The sequence below is a fragment of the Alpinimonas psychrophila genome, from assembly GCF_014137865.1.
GTDB lineage: Bacteria > Actinomycetota > Actinomycetes > Actinomycetales > Microbacteriaceae > Alpinimonas > Alpinimonas psychrophila.
The window spans coordinates 785,693-808,968 of sequence record NZ_JACGWU010000001.1; the positions used below are offsets into that span (position 1 = coordinate 785,693).

Here is a 23,276-nt window from a genome sequence, read left to right on the forward strand (position 1 = left end):
TGAGAGTAGTTTCACATGCGTGGAGCGCGGCGCTCCTCAACTGAAAACAGCCAAACGCGAAATTCATTCCCAAAAATAAAGAATTGCGATATGTGCCGCTATTTTGCGGGCAGTGCCTCAACAAGGCCTCGGCAGGGTGCCGGGCAAGGGACGGTCCACATGAGTGCCTCTGGCGCAAAAGACCGCCGCAGAGTCAGCACACGAAGAGCTGACGCTTCCACCTGGCCTTCCGCTATGCGCCCCGATTTCACGGCTCCAACGAGACCCGTAACAATGGCCTCAGGATCAATTCCGTCGATGCTTGGATCCGCGGCCAAGACGTAAAGTAACATGTCATTTCCGGCCGCGAGAGCAGAAACAGCGTTCTCAACGGGGTCACCGTATTCCGGTAGGCCCGATCCCTGCAACATCGTCATGTCGTCTGTGATGGCGATTCCCTCAAACCCCAGTTGCTCCCGCAAGATTGTGTGCCAGGCCAATGACAGTGAGGCCGGCGCCGCGTCCACCGCGGTGAATGCCAAGTGACCGAACATCACCATCGCTGCGCCCGCTGCAATCCCGGCCGCGAATGGAACCGCATCCGTTGACTGCCACTGATCGAAAGACATTGCCGTGGCCGGAATGCTGACGTGCGAATCCCCTGTCGTGCTCCCATGACCCGGAAAATGCTTGAGGGTACTGGCGACCAGTGACTTCTCACCCTCGACCGCTGCCGCAACACGAAGAGCCGCCTGATCTGGGGTGTTGCCAAAAGTGCGGTCGAAAATGAAGGATTGTGGATCACCGGTTACATCAGCGTCAACCCCGAAGTTAACGTTTATGCCCACAGATTTCAAAAGCTCGGCACGACCGCTAAAAGCTGCGAGTGATGCTGGAGGATTTTCATTGCGCAGTGTGTTGGCGCCCGCAAAACCGTCATACGGCAAACGCGTTACGTACCCCCCTTCCTCATCGATCGCGACGAGTGCAGGAAGTTGAGGATCAACGCTGAGGGCGGCTGTCAGTGTGGAAAGGTCAGCCAGACTTTCGGGGATATTGTTGCCCATCAAGATGAATCCCCCGACGTTGTGACTCGCGATAAAGGCATGCAGGGATGCCGTATCGGTGCCGGGATAATGCAGCATGAGGAGGCTGCGGATCTTCTCTTCGAGCGTCATCTCCGCGAGAACGCTCGCGGCATAGTAGCTAATCGGATCAAAGGCATCACCACGATGATCTTGCACGATCACCAACGAAAAACCGGTGTTGACAAAAGTAGCCGGAGCGGCCTGAGGTTTCGCTTCGAAGAATGTAGGAATGAGAAACCACGCCGCTAGCGCCAAAACGGTGGCAAGGCTGATGCCGAGGACGAGTCTCCGCCTGCCGCGAGGGCGGGAACCGCCGACTCTCCAAGGACTCATCCACTGAGTCTGTCAGATGGGCTACGCCAAAGACATAAAGAGCTTCTCCAATTCGGAAACCGTCGGCTTAGATCCGTCGACATCATCTGACGTATCCGCAAGACATTCCTGCATTGCATGCGCAATGATGGCAAATCCGGCCTTGTCGAGTGCACTCGTCACCGCGGAGAGTTGGGTCACCACACTGCGGCAGTCATTTCTTTTTTCTACGGCCGAAATCACCGCCGTTAGCTGCCCTTGAGCTCTCTTGAGACGGTTGAGAATCTTCTTCTCTTGTTCGGCTTTACTTATCTCGCTCATCGTCATCGCTCCACAGGAAGGTTGTTCGCAATCCAAACGCTGGTGCCACCCTCAACGTTGATGGCATCAAAGCCTTGACCCTCGAGGTAGTCGCATGCACGAGCACTACGGCCCCCGGACTGGCAGATCACATAAACTGGCTCGTCCCTGGAGATTTCTTCAAAGTGTTCCGCAAAGGTACTCAACGGAAGATTTTTTGCGCCCGCAGCGTGTCCAGTCGCAAACTCATCGTCTTCCCGAACATCTATGATGGTGACGCCATTGAGATCCGCAAGCTCGGTGGTGGTGATGGATTTCATGATTTTCCTTCGACTATTTTTTAAGTGAGCGTGAGGGTGAGAGTGTGGCGTGAGCGCCAGCTTGCCAGGTGAGATAACCACCATCTAGGTTGACGACATCGATCCCATGCTGGGCAAGGAGCCGCGCTGCCGTGTGCCCGCGTTGGCCAACCTGGCACGAGACAATGACATGTTTGCCTACCAGTGACGAAACGTGCTGGCGCAATTCGTCGACCGGAATGCACACTCCACCGGGAATATGCCCGGCATCGTGCTCGGTTTCCGTGCGGACATCGACCAGGACGCTACCGCTTTCAAGAAGGGCTTCAACTTCGTGCCACTGCACCGTCCTCGTCAGTCCTTCAGCAGTATTGCGGTTGACGTAACCCAACATGTTGATGGGATCTTTTGCCGAACCGTGCTGAGGTGAATAGGACAGCTCTAACTGAGCCAGGCTGCTAGCGGTCAGAGAGGCAAACATGGCCGTTGCAATGACATCCATACGCTTGTCAACACCAGCACCACCCGCGGCTTGCGCCCCGAGAATGAGGTCCGTGGACGGGTCGACAATAAGTTTCAGATGCATGGTTTCCGCGCCGGGGTAGTACCCCGCATGGTTGGCCGGATGCGTGTGCAGAACTCTGATGTCGCGCCCGCGGGCTCGGAGGGCTTTCTCCGTCCAGCCCGTGCTGGCAGCCGTTACCGAGCCAAAAGACACGATGGCGGTTCCCAGCGCGGGCGAAGCGGCAACGGTTTGCGTGCCCGCAATGACATTAGCGACCGCATGACCATGACGATTGGCGAGACCGGCCAGCGTGGCCAAGCGCGATTCTCCAGTCACGGCATCAATCTTCTCTACGGCGTCACCTACGGCAAAAATACTAGCATTGCTGGTGCGTTGGAACTCATCCACCAGAATTCCCCCACGCGTGCCAATCGTCAACCCGGCATTTTGCGCCAAGGATGTCTCTGGCATGACGCCAATAGACGCAAAGACAACATCGGCGGGAATCTCGTCGCCCGTGGACAAAAGAACACTGGAATCATGAATCTTGCTCACCTCCGTGCCGAGAAGAACCGTGACTCCTTCGGCAACGAGTTTGGCTTGCATGTATGAGGCCATTTCGGCGTCAAATGACGACAGCACCTGCGAACCGCGCTGCACAATCGTGACCGAAAGACCTCGGAGGCGAAGATTTTCCGCCACTTCAATTCCAATGTAGCCAGCGCCCATGACGACGGCCGTTGTGAGCTCACCCGTCAACGCGGCCATCGCCCGATCAACGTCTTCAATATCTCTTAACACAAGGGCGCGGTCTGAGCCTTCGACACCCGGCAGAGTAGGGCTCGCCCCGGGAGAAAGTACGAGAAAGTCGTAGGACTCGACGTATTCCGTACCGGCTTGAACATCGACAACAGTGACAGTCTTGGCCACGGGGTCGATTCCAATGACCTCGTTGTTGACGCGCACATCAAGGCCGAAACGAGACGCCAAAGACTGAGGCGTTTGCAGAAGCAATGCAGATCGCTTGTCAATTATGCCGCCCAAGTGATACGGCAACCCACAATTAGCAAACGAGACGTAACCGCTTCGTTCCAACACGACAATTTCGGCAGTCTCGTCCAAGCGTCGAAGCCTCGTTGCCGCAGACATGCCTCCGGCAACGCCCCCGATAATGACGGTCTTTAAGGATTTAGTCATGCCATACTCTCTGAGAGCGAATACGTTCGCCCCACGTTCCCACCTTATACCCCCTGGGGTATTTTGTCGAGAAGCTCACGCACACGCGGAACGACCTGCATGCCGTACAAACGAATGCACTCCATTAGATGCTCGTGGCCAAGCGTCCCCATGCTGTACTTCAGATCGAATCGTTGAATCCCCAGACCATTCACTGTGCGCGCGATCTTCTGCGCGACCGTCTCAACGGACCCCACAAATAACGCACCGGCTGGCGCTGCCTCCAGGTCAAACTGCCCGCGCGTGAGCGGCGGCCAACCTCTAGATGCACCAATCCGCGCATGCATTTCACGGTAGTGCGGCCACGCGAGGTCACGGGCGGCTTCATCTGTCGCGGCAATGAATCCAGGAGAATGCTGCCCCACTGGTAGCGCCACCTTGCCCATTTTTTCGAGGGAGTTGTTGTACAAGTCAACATAGGGCTGAAAACGCAACGGGTCGCCCCCGATGATGGCCAACATGAGCGGGAGCCCATAGTGCGCGGCCCGCACGACCGATTGCGGGCTACCCCCGACTCCGATCCACGTCTTGATCGTGCCAGATTCCGTCGGCGGAAATATCTGTTGCGCTGACAATGGCGTGCGTATATTTCCCTCCCACGTGACCGGCTCCCCGGTCAAAACCTCACTCAAAAGATCGAGTTTTTCTTCGAAGAGTTGCTCATAGTCATTCAGGGCAAAGCCAAAGAGTGGAAATGATTCTGTGAAGGAACCGCGTCCCACGATGATCTCGGCTCGTCCCCGCGATACGGCATCAAGCGTTGAAAATCGTTGAAAAACTCTGATGGGATCGTCGGAGGACAATACTGTTACGGCTGAACCGAGATGAATACCCTTTGTTCGCGAGGCGATTGCGCTCAGTAAGACTTCGGGTGCAGACACCGCAAAGTCGGCCCGATGGTGCTCGCCGATCCCGAAAAATGACAGGCCAACCTGATCGGCCAAGACACCCTCTTCGACGACATTTCGAAGAACCTGCGCATGAGAAAGAAGCACCCCGTCGGTGTCAACAGTGACATCACCAAAAGTATCGAGACCAAATTCAATCGTGTGCAACATGTGTGCTTTTCTTGCCCATTCTCAATAATTCGCCAACGGCACTAACATGTCTTTCGACTACTCAACCAAAGGAACCCGTGTCTGGGGCTCAGTATTCCCAAAATGGGCCACAATGAAGGGCGACAGGTGTACAGATTGTCCCCGTCGTCCAAAGGAGTTGCCATGAACGAACTTGACCTGATTTCGCTCTGGACCAAGACACGATGGCACATCATTGTCTCGCAACTGGCGCCAACGTTCCTCCTCGCCGTCACGGTCGGGTTTTTGATCAATGGCTTGGCCGATGCGAGCTTCGCCACGCGTCTTGCCGCTGCAGGAATTCTGTTGGCTTCCGGAATTTTGGGGGCCGTGGTCCAAGTTTCCGCCGCAAATGAAGGCCTGACCATCATTGAAGACCTCACGGCTTGCCAAGCCACATCATTGCTCGCCAGTCGCATTATGCAGTCGGCACCGTTCCTGAAAGTTGTCAAGTACGTGACACCGACGGTCTTCATTCTGGTCTTTGGTGCCCTTCTCACTGCCCTTTTCCTCGGCCTCTAACACCTCAAGGCGGACCCATGCCCCTGATCGATAATGCCGTTTACCGTGATGGCGTTCGCGTTGCGACCCCCGCAAGCCTGGAGCTCACGTTTGAGGCCATGAAGGAACACGGTGGCATGGGCTGGATGGGGCTCTACCGCCCATCTCCTGAAGAATTGGCATCGGTAGCCGAAGAATTTGACCTCCATCACCTCGCCATTGAAGATGCACTCGTTGGCCACCAACGGGCAAAAATCGAACGTTACGGCGATTGTCTTTTCGTTGTCTTGAGGCCCGCCCGCTATATCGACACGACCGAAGTCGTTGAATTCGGTGAGTTGCACATTTTTATTGGCCCGGATTACGTCATCACCGTACGCCACGCTGAGTCCCCCGACGTCGGAACGGTGCGGCGGCGACTTGAAGGAAACCCCGCTCTGCTAGCGCTCGGGCCGGAGGCAGTCCTTTATGCCCTTCTTGATCAAGTCGTCGATGAATACCTTCCCGTTGTTTTGGGGCTGGAGAACGATATCGATGAAATCGAAGATGATCTCTTTGGAAATAATGCTGACGTCTCACGTCGCATCTACGCCCTCTCCCGGGAAGTCCTGGAGTTCCAACGTGCGACAAAGCCGTTGGGTGCCATGCTGGACTCCCTTGAGCGGGGTGCTGAGAAGTACCTCGTCAACATTGAACTCCAGCGCAACCTCCGCGACGTGAGCGATCATGTCGAGTCCATCGTGCAGCACGCTGATTCATTTCGGCAGATCTTGCAGAACGCTTTAACGGTGCACCTCACTCAGGTTGGCCAGCGACAGAACGAAGAAATGCGGCGCCTCTCCGAAGTGAGCTACCAACAGGGCGAGGAAGTTAAAAAGATCTCATCGTGGGCTGCCATCATCTTTGCTCCAACGCTCGTGGCGGGTATCTATGGAATGAACTTTGAGGTGATGCCCGAATTACAGTGGTCCTTCGGCTACCCGTTCGCCATTGCGTTGATGCTTGGCTTTGCCGGCACGCTCTATGCCATCTTTAAGAAGCGAAATTGGCTCTAGACCATGACGAGCGAGTCAGCACCTGGGCCATCGCCACCAGTGTCGATATTCCTTCGCAGCGGGCTTAGAGCGGATCCTCGCGACCGTTCGTTGCTGATTGATGCCGTCTCGCACGCTACAAGTTATCCAGCCGTGGAACTCAACACGGCTTCAGCATGCCCTCGGTGCGGCGCAACCGACCACGGAAGGCCGTCCGTTTACTATTACGGCGAATTTCTCCCCCAGGTTCGCGTGCCGGTTGTCAGCCTGAGCCGAACAGAGGGCCTGGTCGCCGTAGCCCTTGTCGATTGTGGGATCATCGGGATCGATGTCGAGAGCCTTGATCATATGGCGAGAGCTGACATCGAAGACGTGGCCTTTCATCCAGCCGAGCGGGCTGTTCTTGCCCGGCTCAGCACTCACGAGCGAATCCTGCACAGCTCTCTTCTATGGACGGCAAAGGAATCAATTCTCAAGGCTGCCGGCACCGGGCTCAACATTTCCCCTGAACTATTGTGGTGTGAGATTTCCGGTGCGAGCGTCACGCTCGTAGCGGCGCCCGATTTGGGGCTTCTCCGGCCCCCGCGCGTTACCGTCAGACGTATCGGCGAGCACCACGTGTGCGCTGTGGCTCACAATATGGATGCGGTGACTACTTTTTCTTGGTTGCCCACCGGCTCGTCACCGGAAAATCTGGAAGAGCAACGCTGAAGAGCCAGGCCATAAAGATTGTCTTGACCGCAGAAACGGATGCGCTCGAAGGCCCCGCGAACGTCATCACATGGTTCTGAAAATCCTCTGTTGTTACCGATCCAAACTCGTGAATCGTCGTCCACTGGCGAAGCATGTCAAAGAATTTGTCATCGCCCAAATGCAGTCTCAAGGCGTGCAAAGTTATGGCGCCCCGCTTGTAAACTCGATCATCAAACATCAGTGCTGGCCCGGGATCACCAACCATAATGTCCTGCGGCAGGGCCCTTAAACCTAGCCAAAAGTGTTGAGCCCAGTCTGTTGTCGATTTGCCGCCCGATTCCTCGGACCACAACCATTCTGCATAGCAGGCAAAACCCTCCTGAAGCCAAATATCCTTCCACGTGGAAACCGTGACGCTATTACCAAACCACGAATGGGCCATTTCGTGGGCGACCAGTCGGTTTGACCCTTTGCTGCCATCCACATGGTTTCGCCCAAAGACAGAAATACCCAAGGACTCCAAGGGAATTTCTAGATCATCGTCTGTGACCACGACGGTGTATTCCCCAAAGGGATACTCGCCAAAGAGTCGCTCGAAGAGTTCCATCATGTCTTTTTGACACGAAAAATCGGCCAAGAATTGTTCGGCCAAGTCGCTCGGAATGTAGGAATTGAAGGGAATCCGGCCTGCGGGAAGGCCCTGCGGGCGATACTTTCCGATTTGAACCGTCGCAAGGTAGGCGGGCATTGGTTGCGTCTGGGCGTAAACCCACCGAGTTCGGCTGGCTTTCGCCGTTCGGGAGACAAGTCGCCCATTGGCAACGACGTAGAACGGGGAATCCGCCGTGACGCTGAACCGATAGGTGGCCTTATTACGCGGATGATCGCTACACGGGAACCAAGTAGAAGCGCCGCATGGTTGTCCGGCAACGAGAACCCCTTCCGTCAATTCTTCCCAGCCAACTTCGCCCCACGGTGTCGGCATTGGCACGGGGTTGCCGCCATATTTCACCACAACAGTGAATTGTTGTCCCGCCGAAATTCCTTGCGGAACATCGACCTTGAGTTTTGACTTAGTCTGCGTAAACCGCGCGACCCGAACGCCGTCAATGGACACCTTTGTGACGACAAGCCCAAAAATGTCGAGGGAGAACTTACTGAGCGATTCGTGGGCAATGACACTCAACGTTGCGATCGCTTGCAATCGGTTACTGGACAGGCGATAGTCGAGGTCAAGGTCGTAGTGCGTCACCGCGACGACAAAATTACCGCTGTCGGGCGTATACAAGTCCACGTCGTAACTGTAGGTCATTTCTCTTGTTACGGGCGACGATTGGTCCAAGCGGCAATCGGGTTTCCCGTCCATTGGCTTGCCGCCGGCACGCTTTCGCCCCGGAGAATCAGCGAAGCTGGGCCCACAGAAGCGTCGGTCTCAATGGATGCCGCCGGCAAGATCACACTGTGGGGGCCAAGAGTTCCTCCGGCGGCGATGACAACCGTATCCAGTTGCATTACCCGATCATGAAAGAGGTGGGTCTGAACAACGCACCCACGGTTGACAACGGCACCAGCGCCAATCGTGACCAAGTCCGCTTCCGGAAGCCAGTACGTTTCACACCACACGCCGCGTCCAATTTTCGCCCCCAACGATCGGAGCCACGCCGCCAAAACCGGCGTTCCAATTGCCATGCTGGCAAACCACGGTGCCGCGACCATCTCCACGAAAGTATCGGCCACCTCGTTTCGCCAGACGAAAGATGACCACAGCGGATGCTCGGAAACTTTGATCCGACCGACCAGGAGCCACTTCGCCACGGTTGTGATACCAGCGGCAATGCTGGCTGCGACCAGAAGAATCAAGGGCGCCAGGATAAGAGCCCCTATGGGGTTCATAGTGAGGAGAATCGTTTCGAACAGAGCAAACGTCAGGAGGCCAATGAGAGCGTAAACGAGGACGGGAATGAAACGTCCCAGTTCCCAGAGAAAGCGGGCTACTTTCAACCACATTGATGGTTCAAAGGTGCGTGCCTCATCGAACTCGGCCAGTGCCCGGCGCAATCTCACGGGAGGGTTCCCCAACCAAGACGTCCCAACTTTTGCTTTCTTGGGCGTCGAGGAGAGAACAGCCACGAGTCCGTTCTTGGGAACCGTTCGACCTGGAGCCGTCATCGCTGAATTGCCCAAAAAGCCCTTGCGTCCGATTTTTGCCCGAGCGATTCGCATCCATCCATGTCCCAACTCATAGGACGCGATCATGGTGTCATCGGCCAAGAATGCGTCGTGGCCAATGGTGGTCATTTTGGGTAACAACAAAACGGTAGACGCCTCAACATTTCGTCCCACGCGCGCGCCCAGAAGTCTCAACCACAGTGGTGTCAACAAGCTGGCGTATATGGGGAAAAGGAGGGTCCGGGCGGAATCAAGAATTCTTTCCGTCGCCCAGACCCGCACTCCGCTGGAACTCCGGACGGGAAAGACGCCTGGTTTGATTCCAACGCCTAAGAGCCGCACCGTGGCGATTGTCAGGGCCACAAAGAGGACTCCCGAGAGAGCCACATAGAACGGCAGCCCAACCACAGTATTGATACTCGCAACTCCCAGCGATTCAGCCTGGGAAGCCGCGGTGAGTGCCATCACAAGTGCCGGGGCGACAGAAATAAGGGGAATCGCCGCGAGCAAAAGTGCCAATATGCCGTAGACGTAGAGCCATGCTGCACCGCGGGGAGGCCTGTTTGCTGGCCAATCACCGCGCGACTTTCCTATTCTTCTCGCGGGGGAACCGGCCCATTGTTGGCCCGCTGGAATTTTGCCGAGAACAGAGGAGCCCGGCTCAATTTCTGCACCCTTGCCGATTCTGGTTCCCGGTAGCAATGTACTTCGCGAGCCAACGGTGACCTCGGCTCCGATGAGCACGGAACCTACGATGAAGGTAGTTCCGTCAATCCAGTAGCCAGAAAGATCCACTTCCGGTTCGATGGAAGACCCCGTACCAATCGCCAGCATCCCTGTTATGGGGGGCAGAGAATGAAGATCGACCCCCGGCGAGATCGACGCCCCCAAGGCTCGGGCATACACTTTTATCCACGGGGCTCCCGCGAGATTGGCAGCACCGGACGCCTCCATGAAACGTTCAACAAACCACACCCGCAAATGAACGGAGCCTCCACGGGGATACTCCCCCGGGGTCAAACGGTAAAGAACGACACGGGCGACACAGACCGCCAGCGACATTCTCCCAAGCGGAGAAACAAAAACAATGACGCCCGCGACGATCCACCACCATGAGTGTGTCGGCGCCCACGCAATGAGAACTCCGGGGGGCACCAGCAGACCCATGACGTTATTAGCTAGGAGCACATAGACGAACCACCGCGCACCGACCACCGCGTAGATAGGGAACCCCAGAAGGGTCTGAATCAACTGCGAACGTCGCGACAAAGGTGGAACGGGCTCTCGGCGAACACCAGCGAGGGGAGTCCGTGATTCAAGTTCCGCGGCCAGAGCGCCAATTCGTGGGTGATCGTAGACATCGGCAACCCGCGTCTCAATGAATCTCTTGCGAATAAGGGTGACCAGTTGAGCGGCGGAAAGTGACCCGCCACCGAGGTCAAAGAAATCGTCTTGGGGGCTGGTGACAGCCCTCCCCAGAATGGAGGTAAAGCTCTCGGCTAACCAGAGTTCCGTCACAGACATGTCCAAAAGCTCGCTCGTACCCGAAGCGGTGGGAAGGGGCCACGGCAGGGCCGATCGGTCCACTTTGCCCGACGTCGTCGCCGGAATCGACTCCACGACACACAACACCGGCACGATTGCTGCGGGCAGGCTCCCGCGAAGCTCTGTCGTTGCCGCGGCAAGATCAAACTCCGCCACGGCATCCGCAACCGCCATGTAGCCCACCAAAACGTGGTTACCAGCCGGTGAGGTTTGCACCACAGCCGCAGCCGCGGTTACTCCAGCGAGCCCTACGAGAGCAGCTTCGATCTCCCCCAGTTCAATTCTGCGACCGCCGATTTTCACCTGGTCATCTGCTCGTCCCTGAAAAATAAGACCCTGGGCTTCATAACGCACGAGGTCACCCGAACGATAGGCGCGATCCCAGCCAAGCGACGGCATCGGGGCGTACTTCTCCGCGTCTTTCGCGGCATCGATATAGCGGGCCAGGCCGACTCCAGCGATGATGAGTTCCCCCACCTCCCCCTCGGCAACTTCACGACCATCCGCGTCTACAACGGCGAGGTCCCAACCGTCCAGGGGCAGCCCAATGCGAATGCTGCTGCGCCCATCGACCAGCGTTGCACAGGACACCACCGTTGCCTCCGTGGGTCCGTAAGTGTTCCAGACCTCGCGTCCCGCGACGTTGAGCCGCAGGACAAGATCTTGCGGGCACGCTTCGCCGCCGAAGATGAGGAGACGAACGGCCTCGAGCGACTCGAGGGGCCACATGCCGGCAAGGGTAGGAACCGTGGAGACAATGGTGATGTCGTGAGCGATAAGCCACGGACCAAGATCCGCGCCCGAACGAACGAGAGATCGTGGCGCGGGTACCAGACACGCGCCATAACGCCATGCCAGCCACATTTCTTCGCAGGATGCGTCAAATGCTACGGAGAGCCCCGCAAGGACACGATCGCCCGGGCCAATCGGCTCCGTCTGCAGAAAGAGGCGCGATTCAGCGTCAACGAACGCCGCCGCGGAGCGATGCGTCACCGCTACGCCCTTAGGGGTACCCGTGGAACCAGAGGTAAAAATTATCCACGCATCATCGTCGAGCCGCGGCGCCAAGACCTTCGCCGGCAGAACGATGTTCCGTCGGCCAAGGACATCTCTTCGCTGAAGGCGACCGCTCGCACCAATCACCCCGACAACATTAGCTTCGTGAAAGACAAGATCTGCTCGTTCGTCTGGATCATCGAGATCCACCGGCACGTAGCAGGCCCCGACAGATAGTACGGAAAGAATTGCGACGTAGAGCGACCGCGTTCCCGACGCAATGCGGATGCCCACGCGGTCCCCGCGCCGCACACCATTGTCCGCAAGCTCTCTCGCGGCGGCGGCAACAGCCACCCACAACTCTTGATAACTCAGTGCCCCCGCGCCATCGTCGAGAGCTGAAGCCATGGGATGACCAATGGCCGATTCGCGAAAAATATCGAACAGAGTACGAGAGGATGCCGCATGCTCACGCCTTCGAAGCGATGACTGAGGCCTGAACTGTGTCAAAAAGGTCTCCTTACAAACACTTTCTTGGTTCAGACTGTCGTGAAAATATTACGTGTCGCTTAAGAGTAGGTAAACAGGAGAGAGACGCACGAGGTTGGGGTGTTAAAGGACTTTTTTGACAACACTTGATTTGAGCTGCATTTGGCCGAATCCATCAACTTTGCAGTCAATGTCGTGACCATCGGTAGCCTCGACCAATCGAATGTTACGTACCTTCGTGCCGACCTTGATGGACTGCGGGAAGCCCTTTACTTTGAGGTCCTTCGTAACGGTGACTGTGTCGCCATCGCTCAAGATGTTGCCGACCGAGTCCTTGATGACCCCTGAGTTAAGTTCTGCCTCCTCGGCGGCCTCCGCGGCTGTCCATTCATACGCGCACTCCGGGCACACCAGTAACGCGCCCACCTCATACGCGTATTCACTGGCACAAACCGGGCACGGAGGCAATGTCTCATTCACAGGTTCATGCTACCAGCCAGTGGAATCCACGCCCGTGGAAACCACGCCCACGGAATATAAGAGTCGCCCCGCGCAGTGAGGACCGAGAGAGCCTAAAAGATACGGTGCGTGAATACAAAAAAATCCCCGCACCGCGAGGATTAATTTGGTGGATCTGAGGGGACTCGAACCCCTGACCCCCTGCATGCCATGCAGGTGCGCTACCAGCTGCGCCACAGACCCGTATCTCTCGCCTGAGCGATGCCAACCTGTTCAGATTACTACACCTGACGGGGACACATGAACCAGTCGGCGCCGTTATCGACTGACAGACTACGCATTCGCTCCGGGAATTTCTTTCAATTCGATAGGAACGACGGGACAATCCTTCCAGAGGCGCTCAAGGTCGTAATACATGCGCTCTTCCTCGTGGAAAACGTGCACGATCAAGTCACCAAAGTCCAGAAGAACCCAACGCCCTTCGGCACGACCTTCACGGCGAAGGGGTTTGGTACCGGATGCGATGAGACGATCTTCAATTTCACCAGCGATAGCGACGACGTTGCGCTCATTGCGCCCGGTGATGATGAGAAAAATATCGGTCAGGGGCAGTGGGCCCGAGACGTCGAGAGCGATTTGGTCGATTCCGCCCTTATCGTCCGCAGCTTGAGCAGCAATGGCGAGAAGAGATTTTGAATGATCAGTTGCGGGCATGGTTAAAAGACTCCTGTGACGTAACCGGTAATGAAAAGTGCAACGACTCCTACGGCCAATCCGGCGGCCGTTATTGCCAAAACGAGTGGGAGACGGTCTTTAAATTTGCTAGGAACTGTAACCACGGTGTTGCTGGTGCTGTAAGCGCTGACGGCGGTACTGGCTCGAACAGGCGCCAAATCTTGACTCGAGGAAAAGTCCTCGTCCTCAGCGATGATGTCGATCTCCGAAGTATCAAGACTCAACATGTCAGCTCCATACTGGCCGATACTGCCCGCCAGCGAGAAGGAGCCCGTCAATGGAATCTCCCCCGTGTGGCTAAACGAGGACAATGTCCCCGGAGCGTGCTCGGGGAGCGTGGGAAGAATCAATGCAGATCCTGTGGTCGGGATGACTCCCGTGGACTGAGTGCTCGTCGTGCGGAAAGAAAATGGCTCGTAATCTTCTGTGATCTCGGAAGCATCTTCACGATGGTCGATGACGTAGGGCGCTACCTCGAAAACAACATCTTCAACCACATCGCTCGCATTCAGGACGCCATTATCGGCGGTGACTTCCGATGCGACCTCCGGCGTCATGTCGGATGTGATGTCAGACCGGTCACGAAGATTACGCATATCGCGCCGCGAGAGTGACGGGGTAAAAACTGGGGCCTCGTTGATGGGAGCCCTGGGTACCAGTGCGTCCGCGTCTACAATGATGGGAATCGATTGGGTGCGAATGTGCTCCATGACGGCTGTATCCGGATCAATCCCTTGAGCCGCGAGCTCTCGACGCGCCCGTCGTGAAAGTTCGCCAAACTCGTTGAGTACTATCTCAGGCTGATTGCCTTCGCTCACGACTGACTCCGATATAGCTGATGCTTTGAGGTGTATTGGACAACACCCTCAGGGACTAAATACCACACAGGTGATTCACCACGTAGCCGATTCCTGACGTCCGTCGACGAAATTGCCAGTGCTGGAACCTCAAGCAAGCTTACGTCGTGCTGAGGCAAACCTGAAATAGACAGGGAATGGCCTGGCCTGGAGACGGCAATGAAGTGCGCCAACGTGAATACATCCTTCACGTCTTTCCAGCTTAGAATCTGCGCCACGGCATCCGCCCCCGTAATGAAGAAGAGATCTGCCTCGGGACGTTCCTCGTGAAGCTGGCGAAGCGTATCGACGGTGAAAGTGGTTCCCTCACGGTCTATGTCAATTCGGCTAACGGTAAACCTCGGGTTAGACGCGGTTGCGATGACGGTCATCAAATACCGGTGCTCGGCGGAAGCGACAGCCTCTTTTTGCCACGGCTTCCCCGTGGGAACGAACACGACTTCATCAAGGTCGAATTGGTGAGCCACCTCATTGGCAGCGACCAAATGCCCGTTATGGATGGGGTCAAAGGTTCCCCCCATGACACCGACGCGTCGACGCCGCGTGGAATCAATCATCGAGAACCTCGACTAGTGATGCCCGTTGGCGCTTTCGCCGTCAGACCACTTCTGGCTGTGGCGTGACGAGACATCCCGATAGCTCCACGTAACAATTCCCAGAGCCAAGAAAACGACCGCGGCAATCAGGCCAAAGATAATCGGAGGAAAAAGCAATACAGCGTGAGCACCGGATTCGGTGGCCGCAAATATCGTAAGCGCGTTCATGTCAACTCCACAGGACGAGTAATTTTCTCTTCCACAGTCTACCCTCGGATCTGGCCTGAACCGCGTACCAACCACTTCGTGCTCGTCAATTCAGCGAGCCCCATCGGTCCGCGGGCATGGAGCTTCTGCGTAGAGATGCCGACCTCCGCGCCAAACCCAAATTCGCCCCCGTCGGTGAAACGTGTTGATGCGTTCACCATCACCACGGCCGAATCGACCTGCGCCAGAAACATTTCGGCATTGCCGACATCATTCGTGATGATCGACTCTGTGTGATGAGTCGAATAGGTGCGGATATGCTCTATCGCCTCCTCCAAGGACGCGACAACTCGTACCGATACGTCAAGGGACATGTGTTCGGTCCCCCAATCTTCCTCAGTGACGGCCACGGCTCGAGAAAAGATCTCCCGGGTGCGCTCATCCCCGTGAATTGTGACGCCCGAAGTCACCAATTTCTCTAATACAAAAGGCAAGAGGCGCTGGGCGGCTGATTCCAACACCAAAATTGTCTCCAAGGCGTTACAGACACTGGGGCGTTGCACCTTCGAGTTGTGAACGATGTCAATGGCCCACTCGAGGTTTGCGCTCTCATCGAGAACGATATGTACTACACCCGCGCCTGTCTCAATGACGGGAACCTTGGACTCCAGCACCACCGTGTTAATCAGGCTCGCGCTTCCGCGCGGAATCAAGACGTCGACATATCCGCGTGCCGCCATGAGTTGACGTGCTCCCTCGCGGCCAAGCTCGTCAATCGTCTGAACGGCCTCCGCGGGAAGACCGGTCGCGACCAGGGCACCCTGGATGATGTCAACGAGAATTCGATTGGAATTCTCCGCTGCGGAACCGCCCCGCAAAACGACAGCATTGCCGCTTTTTAGCGCAAGGGCGGCAATATCGACGGTTACGTTGGGACGGGCCTCGTAAATTGCGCCAATGACACCAAAAGGAACGCGAACCTGCGCCAGGTGAACGCCGTTTGGCATGTCCATGCCGTGAACGACCTGTCCCACGGGGTCTGTGAGCTTGACGAGATCACGAACAGCTTCTGAGAGGTTCGCCAATCGCGTGGCGTCGAAGGTGAGGCGGTCCAGAAGGCCGACCGTCAGCCCATTCGCAGTGCCCGCCTCGAGGTCATGCGCATTTGCTACGAGAATTTCGGGAACACTCGCGTCAATGGCATCGGCTATTGCCAGCAGTGCCCCATTTTTCTGGGATGTCGTCAACGTCGCCAACGAAATAGAAGCGGCCTTAGATGCGGTCAGTTTGCTAATGAGCGCGGGGGAAAGTTCTGATGCGACAGCCATACATCGATGTTATCTCGCGAAGCAAGACCGCAGAAAACTTAGTCGACGAGGGTAGCCGGTGCGAACCACGTTCCGATGTCAGCACCGCGCAGTGCTTCACCGACGAGGGCCGCACTCGTCATCAGAACAGGCGTTCCGGCCTCGGCTGCCAGTTGCGCCGCGGCAACTTTCGTTCCGGCGCCGCCCGTTCCAATCCCTGCGGAGCCAATCTCACCCAAAACGACGCTATCGAGGGGATCTCCGAAGGCGATGTGATGGATTGGCAGAGCGCCAGGCTCCTGAGGGGGCCGCGTGTAGATGGCATCCACATCGGACAATAGAACCAGCAGATCTGCACCAATCAGGCGCGCGACGAGAGCGGCCAGTCGGTCGTTATCCCCAAAGCGAATCTCGTGGGTCGCGACGGTGTCATTCTCGTTGACGATCGGCAAAATTCTCAGGCCCAGCAACCTATCCATGGCGCGTTGCGCGTTTGCACGGTGCGTGGGGTTCTCTAGATCACCGGCCGTCAGAAGCACTTGACCGGCCACAATCTTGTAGCGATCCAAACTGTCTTGGTAACGGTAAATGAGAACGTTTTGACCTACCGCAGCAGCAGCCTGCTGTGTCGCGAGATCGGTGGGACGATCATCTAACTTCAGATACGGAAGGCCCGTGGCAATGGCGCCCGAGGAGACGAGAACAACCTCGGTTCCGCGACCATGAGCCTCTGCCAGGGCATCGACGAGAGACTCGATTTGGTGAGCATTTTTGCCGCTAATTGAGGAAGAACCAACCTTGACAACGACGCGCTTCGCGGCCGGAATCATGGAACGATCAACGATCGGCGACACTTTAATGCTCAGCATCACTTACCTCCAGATCATCTCTCCACAAGCCTGCGTCCTTTTCACGAACGAGCTCTTGACGAGCTTCTTCCTTGCCGTCCATGAGGTCGTAGTAATCTTCGCGGCGTTTTTGGTTCGTGCGACGGTTGCGCGGATCGATTCGGTCATCGCTTCCGCGGGGACCCGTGGTGAGTTCAGCGGTCGAGGTAAGCGTGGGCTCCCAGTCGAAGACAACACCGTTCCCCTCACCGATGATCACTGTTGAGCCGGAAATCGCTCCCGCCTTGAAGAGCTGGTTCTCGATGCCCAATTTGGCAAGGCGGTCGGCCAGATAGCCGACGGCTTCGTCGTTGTTGAAGTCTGTCTGCGCAATCCAACGTTCGGGCTTTGCACCGATGATGCGGTAGAGGTTGCCATCGGTTCCACCCTCCACGCGAATGGTGAAGCCCGTCTCATCAACCGCCTTGGGACGCAACGTGATGACTTCCACGAGGGGGCTCGCTTCTATGGCCTTCCGGTGCTCGTCGACAAGATCACCCAGGGCGTACGAAAGCTGCTGAAGCCCCTCATGAGAGACCGTTGAGATCTCAAAAACGCGGTAACCGCGAGCCTCAAGCTCGGGCTTAACGAAATCTGCCAGTTCACGTCCCTCAGGAACGTCAATCTTGTTAAGCGCGATGAACTGCGGGCGCTCAATCAGGGGAATCTGGTCGCTGGGAACGGGGTAGGCCGCCAGCTCAACCAGGATGATGTCCAAGTCGCTGATTGGGTCGCGGCCGGGATCAAGCGTGGCGCAGTCCAGCACGTGGAGCAAGGCCGTACACCGCTCCACGTGGCGCAGGAACTCGAGTCCGAGCCCTTTACCCTCGCTGGCACCCTCGATGAGGCCGGGAACATCGGCGATTGTGTAGCGGATCTCGCCGGCCTGAACAACACCCAAGTTGGGATGCAAAGTAGTGAAGGGGTAGTCCGCAATTTTGGGACGTGCCGCAGAAAGCGCTGCCACGAGGCTTGACTTGCCTGCCGAGGGATACCCTACAAGAGCCACATCCGCGAGCGTTTTTAGCTCAAGGACGATATCGCCCTCGAAACCGTCGACACCGAGGAGAGCGAATCCCGGAGCCTTGCGCTTCGTCGAGGACAGCGCAGAGTTGCCAAGGCCGCCCTGCCCACCAGGGGCGATAACGATTCGCATGCCGGCAACATTCATATCGGCAATTTCGGTGCCGTCGGGTTCCTTGATAACCGTGCCCAGAGGAACTGCTAGCTCCAACGTTTCGCCGTTTGCGCCCGCACGGTGATCACCCATTCCGGGCCCGCCGTTGCGCGACGTGATGTGGGGGTGACGATGGAATCCAAGAAGGGTCGTGACCTGAGGGTCAGCCACCAGGATGATGTCGCCCCCATTGCCACCGTTTCCGCCATCGGGGCCGGCAAGAGGTTTAAACTTCTCGCGTTTGACGGAGACACAGCCGTTACCACCGTGACCGGCGCGAAGATGAAGTGTGACGTTATCAACGAAGGTAGCCATGTCCCCTCCTTTCTGAGATCACGATTCGTGACCATTTTCGCTTAAGGGGAAGCGAAAGTAATACGGTGAAAAAGGAAAAAGGCGAGCTAAAAGCTCGCCCCTTCCAAAGATCTTGAGTGTGCTGGTGTTAGGCCATCACGATGTTGACGACCTTGCGGCCGCCCTTGTTGCCAAATTCGACCGAACCAGCAGAGAGAGCGAAGAGAGTGTCGTCACCGCCGCGGCCAACGTTCACACCGGGGTGGAAGTGGGTGCCACGCTGGCGAACGATGATTTCACCGGCAAGGACCTTCTGTCCACCGAAGCGCTTCACGCCGAGGCGCTGAGCGTTGGAGTCACGACCGTTGCGAGAAGAACTCGCGCCTTTTTTATGTGCCATTTGAGTTTCTCCTCGGCCTTACTTGATCTCGGTGATCTTGACGCGAGTGAGCTCCTGGCGGTGGCCTTGGCGCTTCTTGTACCCGGTCTTGTTCTTGAACTTCTGGATGATGATTTTGGGGCCACGGAGGTCCTCGAGGACCTCAGCTGTGACCTTGATCTTTGCCAGCGAAGCCGCATCAGATGTGATCTTCTCACCATCAACGTGCAGGACGGCAACGAGTTGAATCGCGCCAGCCTTGTCAGCCTTGATGCGGTCCATCGTCACGATGGTACCGACCTCTACCTTTTCCTGGCGTCCGCCGGAGCGCACTACTGCGTAAACCACTTCTGGTACCTAATTTCTCAAGCGAATCGCAGTTAGCGATTCGGTTTCCATCTCACAAAAAACGTCACTGTCCGGGCGTAACAGTCAGATGACCGTAGCCGGGCAGAAAACATGGGGATTCGCATCTAAAAATCAGATGCACACCAAGAGTCAAGAATAGCCGTCTTGGCGACCGCGGTCAAACCACCACAGTCGCGTGGCGGATTATTCTTGAGCACCTTCGTTCGAGCTCAGCGTCGGCGACGCAAGCTCCCCCGCGGTGATCTGCGAGGTTGAGACGCGCCTACTACGGCCACGCCCTTGACCCGGTTGCTTGGGCTCGGGAAGAGCACCCAGCACGTTGTCAAGAAGTATTTCGGCACTCTGGGGTGAAACTCGCGCCTTGCGCTGACGCGAAGCCTTGACGGGGATGTCAAGAATCTCAATCACCTCGAGGTCAACATCGTTGTGCGGTGTCGCGAAGGCATCAGCGGTGGCCGTTGTCGATTGCGCGCTGCTCGAGGATCGCCGGCTCGTGGTACGTGCGCCAGTAGAACGCGCAGTACTGTGACGATCTTCCATTGAGGACACTTCCCCGGATGGCACCGCAACGATGTCACTCGCAGCCGTGTGTGCCGTGTCACCATTGTGATGGCCGTTGCCAATGGTGCTGGCGGCAATTTGCGCTAAGGCAGAATTGGCGCCTTGAGGAATAGCGTGGGCCATAGTGGAGGCAGTGGATGCACTCGCACTATTCCCGTTGCTCGTAACAGTGTTGCCGCGACTCTTGCCGCTCCGACGGCGCGGCTCAGGGGCACTGCCATCATTACCACGGTGTCGCGTAACAGGTTCATGGTGCACGATGACGCCACGGCCTGCACAGACCTCACAGGGCTCGCTGAACGTCTCGAGTAGTCCGAGGCCAAGCTTCTTTCGAGTCATCTGAACGAGACCCAACGATGTAACCTCAGCAACTTGGTGCTTCGTGCGGTCACGACTCAGGCACTCAATGAGGCGGCGGTGCACGAGATCACGGTTGGATTCCAGCACCATATCGATGAAGTCGATAACGATGATGCCACCGATGTCACGAAGACGAAGTTGACGAACAATCTCTTCAGCAGATTCGATGTTGTTCTTAGTGACGGTCTCTTCCAAGTTTCCGCCAGATCCGACAAACTTTCCCGTGTTGACATCGACAACGGTCATCGCCTCGGTACGGTCGATGACGAGTGAACCGCCAGAGGGCAGGTAAACCTTGCGGTCAAGCGCCTTTTCAATCTGCTCGGTAATGCGGTACTGCTCGAAAGCATCGCGGTTACCAGTGTGCGCCTCAACGCGATCCAGAAGCTCTGGAGCGACCTGGTTGAGATAGTTCTCAATCGTGGCTTTGGCCTCAGATCCGGAGATGACCATGCGGTGGAAGTCTTCGTTGAAGACATCACGAACAATTTTAATGAGCAAGTCGGATTCACTGTGCAGCAATGACGGGCAGGGCTCAATCTCGGCTTTACGGCTAATTTCGGCCCACTGCGTTGTCAAACGTTGAACGTCGATCGTGAGTTGTTCCTCCGTGGCACCCTCAGCTGCAGTGCGCACAATGACACCAACGTTTTCTGGCAAGACCTCTTTCAGGATGCGCTTCAACCGCGCGCGCTCCGTGTCAGGAAGTTTGCGGCTAATACCGTTCATCGATCCGTTCGGGACGTACACGAGGTAACGGCCAGGAAGGGAAACTTGGCTTGTCAAGCGTGCCCCCTTGTGGCCCACTGGATCTTTTGTCACCTGCACGAGGACTTTGTCGCCGGGTTTCAGCGCCAACTCGATGCGACGAGGCTGGTTACCCGTTTCGGCGGCATCCCAGTCGACTTCACCGGAGTACAAGACAGCATTACGGCCACGCCCGATATCGACGAAGGCTGCTTCCATGCTGGGGAGAACATTCTGGACTTTACCGAGGTAGACATTTCCAATCAGGCTCGCCTCGGAAGACCGGGCCACGTAGTGCTCAACAAGCACGCCGTCTTCGAGAACGCCAATCTGGATGCGTTCGTCCTTGTCACGCACAATCATGGTGCGGTCAACTGCCTCACGGCGGGCGAGGAATTCGCTCTCGGTTACGACAGTACGACGGCGACCTGCATCGCGGCCATCACGACGACGCTGCTTCTTAGCTTCCAGACGCGTGGAGCCCTTAATCCGTTGGGGCTCGGTAATGAGTTCCGGTTCGCGAGGAGTGCGAATACGGACAACAGTGTTGGCCGGATCGTTGTTCCCAACGTGCTCCTCTCCCGGGCGGCGGCGCGCGCGGCGGCGAACCGTTGAACCGCTGTCATTGCCAAAGTCATCATCAGGATCGTTACCGCGATCGATGCCGCGATCGAGATTGCGGTCGAGATTGCGGTCACCGTTTCGATCCAGGTTGCGATCGACATTCCGATCGTAACGAGGGTTACCCCGAGGCGATTCATTGTCAAAACGCTCGGGGAAACGTTCGTTGAAACGATCGCGGGGAGCCGAACGCTCGACGATGGGAGGTAGGTCTGGGGCATAAAACACAAGGTCAGTTACCGAGGTTGCCACCAGAGTCGGGTACTTCGGATTGGCGGGAATCTCAGGCACTACAGGAAGAACTTCGACCGATTTCTCGGCAGATTCCTCGACGGATTCTTCCACAGAAGCTTCTGCGGCAGTTTCCTTCACAGAAGCTTCGGCGGCGACCAGATCATCCACCGGCATGGCAGCGATCGTCGCCTCATCGAGAATCACGTTCACATGAGCGACTTCGGCAACTTCCAAATCAACCTCCGACGCAACCTCCGCAGAGACCTCAGCAATGACGTCCTCGATAAGGACTGGAACACTCTCCTCGACAACCTCGACGGGTACGTCTTCAGATTTCTTTCTTCTCACCATGACGGTGCACTCTCCGCCAAATCCGTGCCACCGCGCCTACTGAATTTGGCTAATACTCGTATGGCAAGAAACCGAAGTCTCTCACCTAAATCTTTTGTTAATCTTCCTGATTTACCGGCTCTAAAGCTCTGGCATCTCAGCGGCAAATCGCGGTGATTCCCCGTGCGCAAGACATGTTTGCCTTGCAAAGTCAATATTTGTCACTCTGCCCAATATAAAAGACAACACCTTTAGTATCGCACGTCCAGTCACAAGAACACGCTCTCCCGTCAAGCGCGGGGGCCTCCCTCGTCAACACTCATGCGATTGTTGGTCCGCGCATGGCATAGTGGACGTCATATGGATACCTCGCAGAGACGCCGCTCGATCGGCATTGCCACTTTCTTCATCATTGCCAGCGCCGTTGGCCTGCTCGCCGCTTTTGTTTTGCTGGTGGAGAAGCTCCAGATTCTGCAGTTCCCTGATTCAAAGGTTTCTTGCGACTTTGGGCTCGTGGTGCAGTGCGGTAAAAATCTTGCGTCGTGGCAAGGTTCCCTCCTCGGTTTTCCCAACCCGACTCTTGGCCTCATCGCTTGGCCCGTCGTAATGGCCACTGGTGTTGCGATCCTCGCGGGAGCGCGCTTTGCTAAGTGGTACTGGCGCAGCTTCAATATTGTTGCCCTTGCTGCCCTCGGTTTTGTGATCTGGCTGATCTGGCAGAGCATTTTCTTTCTCGGAACCCTTTGTCCTTGGTGCATGGTTACGTGGTCGGTTGTTATACCGCTGTTTTGGGTATCGACGTTGTGGAATCTGAAACATGGAATCTGGACCGCCAACGAACGCGCCCGTGAATTTGGGGCACGCCTGTTGGGTTGGTCACCCACTCTGACGTTTGCAAGCTATCTCGTTGTTGCCGTGATAGCCCAGATTCAATTGGATGTTCTTTCCTACCTCTAAGAAAGATATATACCGTTGTGGGAATGAACTAGGGCCA

The 23,276-nt window shown here is 56.5% G+C and carries 22 protein-coding genes and 1 tRNA gene; 4 read left to right on the forward strand and 19 right to left on the reverse strand.

The genetic code is table 11. The annotated features are described in order from the left end of the window. Positions 1–98 precede the first annotated feature (98 nt). The 5 genes from FB555_RS03635 to FB555_RS03655 are packed head-to-tail and all read right to left on the reverse strand — an operon-like array spanning position 99 to position 4,777. Positions 99–1,400, reverse strand: coding sequence for a glycoside hydrolase family 3 N-terminal domain-containing protein (locus tag FB555_RS03635; RefSeq protein ID WP_182484046.1), 1,302 nt, complete (start codon positions 1,398–1,400; stop codon positions 99–101). Between the two features lie 21 nt (positions 1,401–1,421). Further along, the gene (locus FB555_RS03640) at positions 1,422–1,700 is read right to left on the reverse strand and encodes a metal-sensitive transcriptional regulator (RefSeq protein WP_182484047.1); all 279 of its coding nucleotides are present in this window, start codon (positions 1,698–1,700) and stop codon (positions 1,422–1,424) included. A gap of 2 nt (positions 1,701–1,702) precedes the next feature. Continuing rightward, complete coding sequence (locus tag FB555_RS03645) at positions 1,703–1,999, reverse strand: rhodanese-like domain-containing protein (protein ID WP_182484048.1); 297 nt, start codon at positions 1,997–1,999, stop codon at positions 1,703–1,705. A 13-nt stretch (positions 2,000–2,012) separates the two neighbouring features. Next, positions 2,013–3,680 carry an FAD-dependent oxidoreductase gene (locus FB555_RS03650; protein ID WP_182484049.1) on the reverse strand — a complete coding sequence of 556 codons (1,668 nt, stop codon included), beginning with the start codon at positions 3,678–3,680 and terminating at the stop codon, positions 2,013–2,015. A gap of 44 nt (positions 3,681–3,724) precedes the next feature. Beyond that, entirely contained in the window at positions 3,725–4,777 is a 1,053-nt protein-coding gene (locus FB555_RS03655; RefSeq protein ID WP_182484050.1) for an LLM class flavin-dependent oxidoreductase, read from the reverse strand. Positions 4,778–4,939: 162 nt separating this feature from the next. Here FB555_RS03655 and FB555_RS03660 point away from each other — a divergent pair, with 162 nt between their 5' ends. From FB555_RS03660 to FB555_RS11005, 3 genes are all read left to right on the forward strand, one after another. Further along, the gene (locus FB555_RS03660; protein WP_182484051.1) at positions 4,940–5,317 is read left to right on the forward strand and encodes a hypothetical protein; all 378 of its coding nucleotides are present in this window, start codon (positions 4,940–4,942) and stop codon (positions 5,315–5,317) included. Between the two features lie 17 nt (positions 5,318–5,334). Continuing rightward, positions 5,335–6,351 (forward strand): magnesium/cobalt transporter CorA, encoded by a 1,017-nt coding sequence (corA, locus tag FB555_RS03665; RefSeq protein ID WP_182484052.1) that lies wholly within the window; start codon positions 5,335–5,337, stop codon positions 6,349–6,351. A 132-nt stretch (positions 6,352–6,483) separates the two neighbouring features. Next, the gene (locus FB555_RS11005; RefSeq protein ID WP_182484053.1) at positions 6,484–7,041 is read left to right on the forward strand and encodes a 4'-phosphopantetheinyl transferase superfamily protein; all 558 of its coding nucleotides are present in this window, start codon (positions 6,484–6,486) and stop codon (positions 7,039–7,041) included. On the opposite strand, the gene FB555_RS03675 is transcribed toward FB555_RS11005, so the two are convergent. The 14 genes from FB555_RS03675 to FB555_RS03740 form a co-directional block, all read right to left on the reverse strand. Then, a complete protein-coding gene (locus FB555_RS03675; RefSeq protein ID WP_182484054.1) occupies positions 6,983–8,335 on the reverse strand; it encodes a M1 family metallopeptidase in 1,353 nt (450 codons plus the stop codon). The two genes, FB555_RS11005 and FB555_RS03675, sit on opposite strands and share 59 nt — an antisense overlap. Positions 8,336–8,343: 8 nt before the next feature. Then, on the reverse strand, positions 8,344–12,243 hold the full coding sequence (locus FB555_RS03680) for a Pls/PosA family non-ribosomal peptide synthetase (RefSeq protein WP_246323505.1): 3,900 nt from the start codon (positions 12,241–12,243) through the stop codon (positions 8,344–8,346). Positions 12,244–12,345: 102 nt separating this feature from the next. After that, the gene (locus tag FB555_RS03685) at positions 12,346–12,702 is read right to left on the reverse strand and encodes a zinc ribbon domain-containing protein YjdM (protein ID WP_182484055.1); all 357 of its coding nucleotides are present in this window, start codon (positions 12,700–12,702) and stop codon (positions 12,346–12,348) included. A 146-nt stretch (positions 12,703–12,848) separates the two neighbouring features. Further along, a tRNA-Ala gene (locus tag FB555_RS03690) sits at positions 12,849–12,924 on the reverse strand. 90 nt (positions 12,925–13,014) lie between these two features. Then, on the reverse strand, positions 13,015–13,395 hold the full coding sequence (gene rsfS / locus FB555_RS03695; RefSeq protein ID WP_182484056.1) for a ribosome silencing factor: 381 nt from the start codon (positions 13,393–13,395) through the stop codon (positions 13,015–13,017). Between the two features lie 2 nt (positions 13,396–13,397). Next, positions 13,398–14,234 (reverse strand): hypothetical protein, encoded by an 837-nt coding sequence (locus FB555_RS03700; RefSeq protein ID WP_182484057.1) that lies wholly within the window; start codon positions 14,232–14,234, stop codon positions 13,398–13,400. After that, the gene (nadD, locus tag FB555_RS03705; RefSeq protein WP_182484058.1) at positions 14,231–14,830 is read right to left on the reverse strand and encodes a nicotinate-nucleotide adenylyltransferase; all 600 of its coding nucleotides are present in this window, start codon (positions 14,828–14,830) and stop codon (positions 14,231–14,233) included. The genes FB555_RS03700 and nadD overlap by 4 nt, the downstream gene beginning before the upstream one ends. Before the next feature lie 12 nt (positions 14,831–14,842). Further along, a complete protein-coding gene (locus tag FB555_RS03710; RefSeq protein WP_182484059.1) occupies positions 14,843–15,037 on the reverse strand; it encodes a hypothetical protein in 195 nt (64 codons plus the stop codon). 38 nt (positions 15,038–15,075) lie between these two features. Continuing rightward, positions 15,076–16,344, reverse strand: coding sequence for a glutamate-5-semialdehyde dehydrogenase (locus FB555_RS03715; RefSeq protein WP_182484060.1), 1,269 nt, complete (start codon positions 16,342–16,344; stop codon positions 15,076–15,078). 38 nt (positions 16,345–16,382) lie between these two features. After that, positions 16,383–17,153 carry a glutamate 5-kinase gene (gene proB, locus FB555_RS03720; RefSeq protein WP_425485593.1) on the reverse strand — a complete coding sequence of 257 codons (771 nt, stop codon included), beginning with the start codon at positions 17,151–17,153 and terminating at the stop codon, positions 16,383–16,385. A gap of 25 nt (positions 17,154–17,178) precedes the next feature. Next, a complete protein-coding gene (obgE, locus tag FB555_RS03725; RefSeq protein WP_182484062.1) occupies positions 17,179–18,702 on the reverse strand; it encodes a GTPase ObgE in 1,524 nt (507 codons plus the stop codon). A gap of 127 nt (positions 18,703–18,829) precedes the next feature. Further along, positions 18,830–19,081 (reverse strand): 50S ribosomal protein L27, encoded by a 252-nt coding sequence (gene rpmA / locus FB555_RS03730; RefSeq protein ID WP_182484063.1) that lies wholly within the window; start codon positions 19,079–19,081, stop codon positions 18,830–18,832. Positions 19,082–19,099: 18 nt separating this feature from the next. Then, on the reverse strand, positions 19,100–19,408 hold the full coding sequence (rplU, locus tag FB555_RS03735; RefSeq protein WP_182484064.1) for a 50S ribosomal protein L21: 309 nt from the start codon (positions 19,406–19,408) through the stop codon (positions 19,100–19,102). 204 nt (positions 19,409–19,612) lie between these two features. Beyond that, the gene (locus FB555_RS03740) at positions 19,613–22,126 is read right to left on the reverse strand and encodes an Rne/Rng family ribonuclease (RefSeq protein WP_182484282.1); all 2,514 of its coding nucleotides are present in this window, start codon (positions 22,124–22,126) and stop codon (positions 19,613–19,615) included. Between the two features lie 516 nt (positions 22,127–22,642). On the opposite strand from FB555_RS03740, the gene FB555_RS03745 reads away from it, so the two are divergent. Beyond that, the gene (locus tag FB555_RS03745) at positions 22,643–23,239 is read left to right on the forward strand and encodes a vitamin K epoxide reductase family protein (RefSeq protein WP_182484065.1); all 597 of its coding nucleotides are present in this window, start codon (positions 22,643–22,645) and stop codon (positions 23,237–23,239) included. Positions 23,240–23,276: the final 37 nt, after the last annotated feature.